The organism is Liquorilactobacillus vini DSM 20605 (assembly GCF_000255495.1).
Classification (GTDB): Bacteria; Bacillota; Bacilli; order Lactobacillales; family Lactobacillaceae; genus Liquorilactobacillus; species Liquorilactobacillus vini.
This window is the reverse complement of sequence record NZ_AHYZ01000023.1, coordinates 1-10,476: the sequence shown is the minus strand read 5'-3', so window position 1 is coordinate 10,476 and position 10,476 is coordinate 1. Positions and strand designations below refer to the sequence as shown.

At 35.7% G+C, this 10,476-nt stretch carries 8 protein-coding genes; all 8 read left to right on the top strand.

Going from position 1 to position 10,476, the window contains the following annotated elements; genetic code table 11:
* Window positions 1–670, top strand: a 670-nt coding sequence (locus ON15_RS00950; RefSeq protein ID WP_010579594.1) for a CDP-glycerol glycerophosphotransferase family protein, incomplete at its 5' end; no start/stop codon positions are given.
* Window positions 671–731: 61 nt separating this feature from the next.
* On the top strand, window positions 732–1,124 hold the full coding sequence (gene tagD, locus ON15_RS00945) for a glycerol-3-phosphate cytidylyltransferase (protein WP_010579593.1): 393 nt from the start codon (window positions 732–734) through the stop codon (window positions 1,122–1,124).
* Window positions 1,125–1,230: 106 nt separating this feature from the next.
* On the top strand, window positions 1,231–2,004 hold the full coding sequence (gene motA, locus ON15_RS00940; RefSeq protein ID WP_010579592.1) for a flagellar motor stator protein MotA: 774 nt from the start codon (window positions 1,231–1,233) through the stop codon (window positions 2,002–2,004).
* A 3-nt stretch (window positions 2,005–2,007) separates the two neighbouring features.
* A complete protein-coding gene (locus ON15_RS00935) occupies window positions 2,008–2,781 on the top strand; it encodes an OmpA/MotB family protein (protein ID WP_010579591.1) in 774 nt (257 codons plus the stop codon).
* A gap of 131 nt (window positions 2,782–2,912) precedes the next feature.
* Window positions 2,913–4,889: a glycosyltransferase family 4 protein gene (locus ON15_RS00930; protein ID WP_010579590.1), complete on the top strand. Its 1,977-nt coding sequence runs from the start codon at window positions 2,913–2,915 to the stop codon at window positions 4,887–4,889.
* Window positions 4,886–5,944, top strand: a complete 1,059-nt coding sequence (locus ON15_RS00925; RefSeq protein WP_010579589.1) for a methyltransferase domain-containing protein — start codon at window positions 4,886–4,888, stop codon at window positions 5,942–5,944. Before ON15_RS00930 ends, ON15_RS00925 begins: the two co-directional genes overlap by 4 nt.
* 223 nt (window positions 5,945–6,167) lie before the next feature.
* Complete coding sequence (locus tag ON15_RS00920) at window positions 6,168–8,219, top strand: methyl-accepting chemotaxis protein (protein ID WP_010579588.1); 2,052 nt, start codon at window positions 6,168–6,170, stop codon at window positions 8,217–8,219.
* Window positions 8,220–8,440: 221 nt separating this feature from the next.
* Window positions 8,441–10,476: methyl-accepting chemotaxis protein (locus ON15_RS00915; protein WP_010579587.1), on the top strand; the 2,036-nt coding region annotated here is incomplete at its 3' end.

Sequence of the window (10,476 nt, the reverse complement as noted above, 5' to 3'; positions counted from 1 at the left end):
CCAGAGCACAGCTTTTTCATATTATGGTGCGCAAAAGGGAAACGTACTGATAGCCTCAATGCCTAGAGTGGATTATTTGCGTGAAAATTCAAATAATTATGAGCTAAAAGCTACCATTAAGAAGAAATTAGGTATTGATTCAGGGAAATTTGTAATAACATATTTACCCACTTTTAGAGATAAATCACGTCAAGTTTTTTCTTTTCAGAGAGTTAATAATCAAGAAGTTAGCCATATGTTAGAAGAAAAAAATGCGGTGTTATTAGAACGTCAGCATTTTGTAAGAAGAAGTTCTAATAATGGACAAAGAGTAGGAAATTATTTGAATTTAGATGAGACAGTTGATACGCAAGATATTTTATTGATTACAGATTTATTAATTAGTGATTATTCAAGTGTTTATGTAGATTTTATTGCTCTAAATAAACCAATAATTCATTTTCTATATGATAATGATGATTACTTAAAAAATGATCGCGGGACCTACGCTATCGATCCACGTAGAGAATTTGCAGGGCCCGTTGCATACACTATTCCAGAATTGCTTTCAATTATTGGTAATAAAAATAACTTTTTTGAAAAATATAGATTGAGAGCAAATAAAAATTTGGAGTTTAATCAAAACTATAATTCAAGGTTTATTGATTTATACAAAGATATCATTAAGTGATTTACAGATATGATTTTCATAAATGCCAGAGTTTTAATCGTGAATTTAAGGAGAAGCTTGTTTGAAAAAAATAATTACTTATGGGACTTTTGATTTATTACATTATGGACATATAAATTTATTACGGAGAGCGAAAGAACTGGGTGATTATTTAATTGTAGCTCTTTCAACTGATGAATTTAATTGGACTCAGAAACATAAAAAATGTTATTTTCATTATGAGCAAAGAAAGCTGCTTTTAGAATCAATTCGTTATGTTGATTTAGTTATTCCAGAAATATCTTGGCAGCAAAAGATAGAAGATGTAAAAAAATATCATATTGATAAATTTGTTATGGGCGATGATTGGAGAGGTAAGTTTGATTTTCTGGAAAAAGAGGGAATTGAAGTTATTTATTTGCCTAGAACACCTGAAATAAGTACCACTCGAATAAAAAGGGATTTAGAGAGATAATCCCTTTTTTATTTTCCACTTGTATTTTTGTTAACAATTTCCATTTTTTTACCGATATAAACTATTAGGTTCAGTCCCTTTGGGAATATTCAGGAGGCTAATTATCATGGATGTATTTTTGTTAATAGGTATTATTGTTGGTACAGCCGCCATTTTAGGCGGGATGTTAATCAAAGGTGCCAGCATTACGATTTTACTTAGTCCAGAAGCAGCTTTAATTATTATCGTTGGGCTGATTGCTGCAACAATCAATTCGTTTCCACTTCAAGAGATCAAAAGGCTGCCTAAAATGGTGAAAGTTTTATTTTCCAATCAAACATACGATTATGGGAAAATTGTCGGGCAAATTGTTGAATTATCAAATATCGCTAGAAAAGATGGCTTGCTAGCCTTGGAAGAACCGGTTGAGAAGCTGGATAATCCATTCTTAAAAAAAGGGATGGAAATGGTAGTTGATGGCGCTGAACCTGAAGAAGTTCGCAGTGTTATGGAGAGCGAAATTGAAAGCATGGAAGAACGTCATCGGGTTGGAGCTTCAATTTTTAAAACAGCTGGAGCAACTTCTCCAACACTGGGAGTTTTAGGTGCAGTAATTGGCTTGATTGGTGCTTTAGGTAATCTGGAGAACATTAGCAAGTTAGGTGAAATGATTTCGTCAGCCTTTGTTGCGACAATGTATGGTATTTTTTTGGGATATGTTATCTTAATTCCTGCTGGCTCAAGATTGACTTCCAAATCTGAAGAAGAGATCCAGGCGCTTGATTTAATTTTGGAGGGGGTCATAGCTATTCAAGCTGGAATGCCACCACGAAGTATTGAAAGAAAACTAAATAGTTTATTGGCACCGAAACAGAGGTATCAAGACAAAGAGGAACGATAGTCTATGAGGAAGAAAAAGAAAACTGAGGCACCATCAGAGGGCTGGTTGCTGCCTTATTCTGATATGATGACTTTGCTGTTGTCTCTTTTTATTGTATTATTTGCGATGGCCAAAATCAATGAAACAAAATTTCAGGAGATCAAAACTGAATTTGGCACGATTTTGTCGAATCGTTCAACTACTTCAGAAGCTGGCAAGGATGTAATCAAAGTAAAAAAAAGTGGTGCTAATAAAAAGAGCATTTTAAAGAGCTCGGCAGCTTCATCATCGGTCGCACTTACAAAGCGTGAACAAATGGAAACACAGCAATTGCAGAGTGTTGAGCAAAAATTAAATCAAATTATTAAGCAAACTCCAGAACTGGCAAATAATGCGGATGTTAGCCTGCAATCAGATGGAATTCATATCAATATGAAGAGTAACGTCTTATTTTCAACTGGGAGTGCTGCATTAAGCGATGAAGCTAAGAATAATTTGAATGCTTTATCATCCCCATTAAAACAACTGAGTGAAAATCCAGTTGTGATTGCGGGCTATACTGATAATGTTCCTTATCAAGGACAAAATGGAAAATATCAGTCAAACTGGGATTTAAGTGCGGCTCGTGCGATTCAGGTAATGCAATATTACGTAAATAATAACGTTATTAGTAGTAGTAATGTCTCAATTCAGGCATACGCTGAAAATGATCCTCGGGCTTCAAATGCGACAGCTGCCGGAAGAGCTCAAAATCGGCGCGTTGAAATCATCATTCAAAGAATAAATTACACTAAATAAAGTTTGTTGCGAATTTAAATTGCTATTCAGTTAATGGGGAATTATGATTAAACTGTCTATTTTAACTGAATGAGCAGTTTTTTTGTATAAAGTTTACTTTGGATTTAAGGAAATGGTAAGGAGCATTTGTTTTGAAATTAACAAGGCAGCAGTTAAATGCTTCATTAAAGAGCATCGATACTCTTGTTAAATTCTTGGAAAAATATAATTTTCAAGAAATTTTGCAGACAGTGGCTGAATTTTTAGCAGTTTCACCACAGAATTTATTAAACGGGTTAGGCGAAGATGATAAAGAAGAAGTAATTGTTAAAAATTACTCTGCCAACTTGAAAGATTTAATTAGTCATGCTGGTTATTTCCGGGAACTTTATGATCTTTTAACAGATGAGTACTCCAAAAAGGTCTTGCTGAACTTGCTTAGTTTTCGTATTTTGCCAGTAAAAAAATTGCTTAGTGAAATAATCGGTCATGAACAGTTCCTTTTAACAAGGTTAGTTAAATGTTCTAGAAATAAAGCCTTGGTTGTTTGTGGCAGTGGGAACGGAATTCTTTTAAAGTATCATCATGATTATCAGCCAGGTTATGTTTTTGAATCATCGATTGAAAAGCTAGTTAAAGATCAACAGAAATTAACAAGGTTTTCCAACCTGAAAATTAAGCTATTAAATAATAGTCAAGAAAACAACCTCAATAGAACGGTAGTATTAGATAGTGAAGTTAAGGAGCCAATCGGTTTGCTGCAGGTTGATACCCCAAAGTCGTCAATTGGCATCCTGATTAGTGCCAAAAATCATCTGCAAAAGGATCATCCTAAAATAATTGTTTATTTGTCACATGCTGCAAGTCATTTGTGGAAGATCCCAATGTTGCTTAAGCAGATCTGTCCCAATTATAAGTTTTATTTGCGGTACTATCAAAAAGATCATGCTTCGAAGTTAGTTTTATTTGCAGTCCCGAAGGAAAAAATTTCCAAACTGGCTTTAAATAAAAAACTACACTTTTATTCATTTAACGGAACTTCGGGAAAATGGCGGGACGGAGAATTAACTAAGGAAGTTGGCGTGATTCCTTATTTATTGCTTAAACAGTATGGAATTCAGCAAACCTTAGTTACAAAAAATGATAGCAGCATTACATATAATAATTTAAAAAAAGTGGTTCCTGGTCTAAAAATTGAGTATTCGCCAGATAATGATAATTTTATTATTAGCGAATTGGAGTTTGTCCAACAAAATTATCGGCAAATGGATGGTTTAATTTTGCGTGGCCCATATCCCAGTTTTTTCCCAGTTTTAGATTTATATCGTCAGCTAAGACCTGATGGCTACGTTTATTTATATCTTGATGCCAATGCTGCTTGGATGGATCGAATAAACTGGCAAGATCGACATTTTCAAAAGTTTATGGATCAGTGCGACTTGATTGCCACTAGTGGGCGAATGTTACAAAAACATTTAAACATTAAGTGGCCTAAGTGGACGATTAATTATATTCCAAATGGTTTTTATAATTTTTCACATCATAATTTGGATCTTAAATGGGATAAAAAGGAAAAAGTTATTTTGACAGTCGGGCGGATCGGAACTTATCAGAAAAATAATGAAGCATTGCTGCTGGCTTTCTCACAGATCGCCGAGAAAATTCCTGAGTGGTCAGTTAAGCTTGTCGGCCCGGTCGAAGATCAATTTAAAAGCTGGTTGGAAAAGTATTTTGCATGCTATCCTAAGTTAAAAGGTCGAGTTATTTTAGTTGGTGAGATTGTGGATAAGGGGAAGCTATTAACAGAGTATCAAAGGGCATCAATTTTTGTTTTGACCTCAAGATTAGAGGGCGGAACCCCGAATGTGATCGCTGAAGCATTAACTGGAGGAGATTGTATAATTACCTCGGGAATTGCTGAAGCAGCTGATGCTACCAATAATGAAAAATGTGGTCGGATCTATCATTCCAATGCAGAATTAGCTCAGTTGTTAGTAGAATTATCTACCAATGCCAGTTTGAGATTAAAATTAGAAAAAGCTGCTTGGATATATAGTCAAGCTAATTTTGCTTTTGAAAAGATTATCAAACGCCTTCATGCTTTGCTTTTTTGGAGGGAAGATCAATGACAAGAATAATTTTGAACGAAAACACTTGCCTTTTTGAAGATGTTCAAGGACATAAAATTAAGCTGTTTGACATTAATTATTTAAAAAATCACAGCTCTTTTGCGCTTTATAATTTCAATTCTGCAGGTTGTTTAGTACCGAGATTTTTGAAACTGTTTAAGGGCTTATTGAAAGAGATCAAGCTCATTGATCCGACAATCACAGCTGATAAAAAAACCGAATTGGAAATCACGATTAGTTTAATCATTAAGCAGCTCTTCCAACAGCCATTAGCTTATCGAGTCTTGGAGGTGGGCTGTGATCAGGGAACATTATCTTATTTTATAGCTAAACTTTTAGCAATCTTTGACAAAGAAAACCAACTACTATGTCTGACCAATAAAATGATTAATGCTCCAGGAAGTCAATGGTTGGCAAAAGTATCATTGCTTTCTAACTCAGCTAATCTGTCGCTTTTGACGACTTCTTATGATATCTCATGGTTTGATCAACCAGTTTATGATCTGATAATTATTAATGGTAACGTTGGATTTTCACATAGTGATCGGGTTTTGAAATCTTGTCTGGCGGCCTTAAAAAAAGGCGGCAGTTTAATTTGCTTGCCAGCCAATGATTCCTTCTTGGCGGAAAGCTTTAGCTTAGTATTCTCCAAAATTAAAACTTATAGAATTACTAAGAATTTAAAGGTGTTAACAACAACGCCAGTTGAGCAAGATTATCAGTTGATTTTAGCGAACGATCCGCAAGTTAAACTTGTCAAAGCTAAGAAGTTGTTATGCAAGACGGTTGCTTATATCGAGAATAACTTGGCTAACGATTCTGATGAAAGTTTGAAAGAATCAATTGAGCGATTAATTCAAACAGAGCAGGCAATTAATGCAGCGCAAAATGCATTTAAATTGCCTGAAATAAAAAACCAAGTGAATAAATTAAAAGAAATCTTAGTAGACTGCTATGTTGGAAATTATCAAATTCATCAAGAAATTCAAGCATGTTATGTTCAAACTTTTCAGGACTTGAAACAAATAATTGCAGTTAGTCCAGAATTTAATTAGACAAGATCAGCCTGATGCAAAAACTGCTAGGGTTAACATCCAATGAAAGGTTACTCTTTGATAAGAGTAGAGTTTTTTCCTCAGATTTTTGTTTGAAACTAATTTTCAAAGAAATATAGTAATTTAATTTATATAAAAACGGTTTCAAGCGATTAAGAAATTAATTTATTTTCCGATATATATTTACGTTAGGTAGATTGAATCTGAGGGGAGAAGTTTTTTTATGCAAAAGAAGCGTAGTATTGGTAAAGTTATTGGCATAATGTTAATGACTACGGTTTTGATAGTTATTGCAGTTGTTTCAATTAGCTCTTACCATTCAACGAAAAATTTATTAAATAATCGTAATCAATTAAGCCAGCAAAGTGAAACCAACACTATGTTGGCAAGTAAAAATAATTTACGACAGTCGACCGAAAAGGAATTGGAGAATTTATCACAAGGTAGCATCTTCAAGAAGAATGGGTACAATGCCCAAACTATTCGTCAAGCTTTGAGAATGGCGAAAAATGGCAATCAAGAAATGAAGCAAATTGAATTTGCAACCTATGATGGCAAATTGATTACCTTTACCCAAGTACCAGCTGGCTTTGATCCAAGAACGCGTCCATGGTACAAAGGAGCCGTAAGTGCCAATGGCAAGGTGCATTGGACGACACCATACAAAGATGCCAGTGATGGTCAGATGGTAACGACTGCTTCGATTCTGGTCAAAAATGCCAAAGGCCAAGTTGGTGTTTTAGGAATTGATGTTTCTTATAAGAGCGTTGATAATGATATTGCTGCTATGAAGATTGGTCGGACCGGCAGCGTTACTTTGATTTCTAAAAGTGGGACAGTTATCAGTTCAGAAGGTAAGTCAAAGCATTATACATTCAAAGCCGGCGAAAGCATTAAGAAGAATGAAGCTTTTAAGAAAATGTCTGCTACTTCGGCTAAAAGCGGTGAGCTGACTTTATCTCAAGGGATTATGTACTTCAAGAAAGATGGCAGCGATTGGGCGTTTGCGGTTGTTGACAATAATGACTTAAATATTGAATTACATAGTTTAATTAAAATCTCAATTGTTGTAGCAATTATTATGCTTTTAATTGAATGGCTGATATCTTTAAACTTTACAAAATTAGTCAAAAAAATAACCGCCACCTTTTTACAAGCGTTCGAAAATGCTGGTAAAGGCAAGTATGATAAGCTTAAGCCTTATGATAACGTTAAACGTGGACTAGCATTGTTGCTTGATCGGGATCAGTTAGCACTGAAATTAAGTGAACCTGATCAAAATGGTCAAGAGTTTAATCAGTTAGCTTATCATTATAATCAAATGGTTGCTTCATCTGGTAAGGCTATTGAGCAAGTTAAGCAAGAGAGTACTCACGTTGCTGATGGCTCTAATTCCTTACTTGGCTTGTCAAAGCAAACCAGCAAAGCAACTGAAGAAGTGGCCCAAGCAATTACTGGCATTGCCCAAGTTACCACTTCGCAAGCTCAAGAAACCCAAAATAGTGTTACTAAATTGAAAGATTTATCAGGAATTATTAAAGAGATGCGTACAGAAGTTAAGCAGATAACTGCTCGTTCGCAAGAATCTGGCAAGCTCAATCATCAAAACTTAGAAATCTCGGATCAGGTCAACCAGAGCTGGCAGCATGAGGTTAACAAGATGCGCGAACTCTTGCAAAGCATGGGAAACTTAAATGATCAAATTCAAAGCATCAATAAGATTGTCGCGGTCATCAGCGAAATTTCGCATCAGACTAATCTGTTAGCTTTAAATGCTTCAATTGAAGCCGCTAGTGCTGGCGATGCTGGGAAAGGTTTCGCTGTGGTGGCTTCTGAGATCCGCAAGTTGTCAAATCAGAGTCGTGAGTCGACTAAGCAAATCACCAATATCATTGATAAGATTCGGCAAGATTCAGAAGAGATGCTGAAGAAGACGACCGTTTCAGTTGAAGGTAGTCAAAAGCAGACTGATCTAATTGATCAAGCAATTGGTTCATCGAAGAACGTCTTTTCAATTAATCAGCAGTTGATTAAAGATATTCAGACTATTGAACAAGCCAGTCAAAAGATCGAAAAAGTTCAAAACAAGATTCAGGAAAATTTGGAGAACATTTCTGCTTCAACTGAAGAGAATTCAGCTGGTGCTGAAGAGGTCTCCGCTAATTCCGAAGAGGTTCAAGCAACGATGGAAGAGTTTACTAACCATGTGGCTGAGTTGCAGAAGACTTCAGAGGCTTTGAAGAAGGTTGCTGATGGCTTTCAAATTGAAAAATAATTAAAGTCTCCGTTAATCTACACGTTTTTAAGTTGATTTTTTAAGTTAACTTAAAAACGTGTTTTTTTTATAACTGGCAATAGATAAGCAAAGATAATTATTAGCTTTATAATTTTTGATGCTATGGTAAGTTTTCTTGCTTGAATTTTTTTAAAAGGGTTAAAAATTTTTAAAATTTAACGATATAAATATAGTAAGTGTCTTTTAGGGAGGGATTTTTTATGAAAAAAAAGCGTAGTTTAGGAAAAATTGTTGGCATGATGTTAACGGTTACTGCGTTGATTGCAATTATTTTAGTTCTGATTGGTTCGTACATTGCGACCAGCAAGCTGTTGACTGAGCGAAATGCCCTGAGTCAGCAAAGTGCTGCTCAATCTTTAGTTGCAAATAATAATAATTTGAGAGGCGCAACTAAAACCGAGTTAGCTAAACTTTCTTCCGAAAACGCATTCAAGGGTAAGAAGTTTAACAATAAAAAGATAAAACAGTTACTTCGTGATGCACAAGGGGCCAATTCGCAAATTAAGTACAGTGGCTTTGCTACAACTGATGGAAATTACATAACACTTTCTAAGATGCCTGCTAGTTATGATCCAAGAGTTCGGCCTTGGTATAAGTCGGCAATTGCTCATCCCGGGGAAGTAATGTGGACTTCACCTTACAAAGACGCAGAGACTGGTCAAATTGTGACGACAGCTTCACTGGCGTTTACTAATCAAGGTGGACAAACAGGGGTCTTAGAACTTGATTTATCATATAGTAACATTGCTAAAGCAGCTGCTGCTATGAAGGTTGGCCGAACTGGCAGTGCCACTTTAGTCCATAAAGATGGAACAGTTATTGCCTCAGCTGGTAAATCTAAAGATTATACTTTTAAGCAAGGTAAAAGCATTAAAAGCAATGCTGTTTTCAAACAGGTTGCTCAAGCTAAAGCTCAGCAAGGTACATTAAAGGTCGATAATGTTGGTACAATTTATTACGATAAAGGTAATAAAAATAGTGATAATTGGGCTTTTGCCGTCGTTGATAAAAACGATCTAAATACTGAATTACGCAGTTTAGTTGTTATTTCATTAATCATTGCGGTGATTGCTGTTTTGATTGAATTAATTGTTTCACAACAAATATCACGCCTGATCAAAAAAATTGCCGCAATTTTCTTACATCATTTTGAAGCAGCTGGCAAGGGCAATTACAGTAAGATAAAGTCGTATACTGGCAAACGGCATTCAGCTTTTTTGTTTAATCAAGATCAATTAGCTTTGAAAGCTATTGAACCAGATGCTAATGGTCAAGAAATTAATCAATTAGCATATTACTATAACCAAATGGTTGCTTCATCAGGCAAAGTAATTAGTCAGGTTAAGCAGGAAAGCAAACACGTTGCTGACGGGTCTAATTCCTTACTCGACTTATCCAAACAAACCAGCAAAGCAACCGAAGAAGTAGCCCAGGCGATTACTGGTATTGCTCAAGTTACCACTTCGCAAGCTCAAGAAACCCAAAATAGTGTTACTAAATTGAAAGATTTATCAGGGATCATAAAAGAGATGCGTACAGGGGTTAAGCAAATGACTGCCCGTTCGCAAGAATCCGGCAAGCTCAATCATCAGAACTTAGAAATCTCCGATCAGGTCAACCAGAGCTGGCAGCATGAGGTCAACAAGATGCGTGAACTCTTGCAAAGTATGGGGAACTTAAATGATCAAATTCAAAGCATCAATAAAATTGTAGCGGTGATTAGTGAGATTTCGCATCAAACTAATTTGTTAGCTTTAAATGCCTCAATTGAAGCTGCAAGTGCCGGTGATGCTGGAAAAGGGTTCGCCGTGGTCGCTTCTGAGATCCGCAAGTTATCAAATCAAAGTCGTGAGTCAACTAAGCAAATCACCGATATCATTGATAAGATTCGGCAAGATTCAGAAGAAATGCTGAAGAAGACAACTGTTTCAGTTGAAGGTAGTCAAAAACAGACTGATTTAATTGATCAAGCAATTGGTTCATCGAAGAATGTCTTTTCAATTAATCAGCAGTTGATCAAAGATATTCAGACTATCGAACAGGCCAGTCAAAAGATTGAGCAAGTTCAAAACAAGATTCAAGAGAATTTGGAGAACATTTCTGCTTCAACTGAAGAAAATTCAGCCGGTGCTGAAGAGGTTTCCGCTAATTCTGAAGAGGTTCAAGCAACGATGGAAGAATTTACTAACCATGTGGCTGAGTTGCAGAAGACTTCACAGGCTTTGAAGAAAGTCGC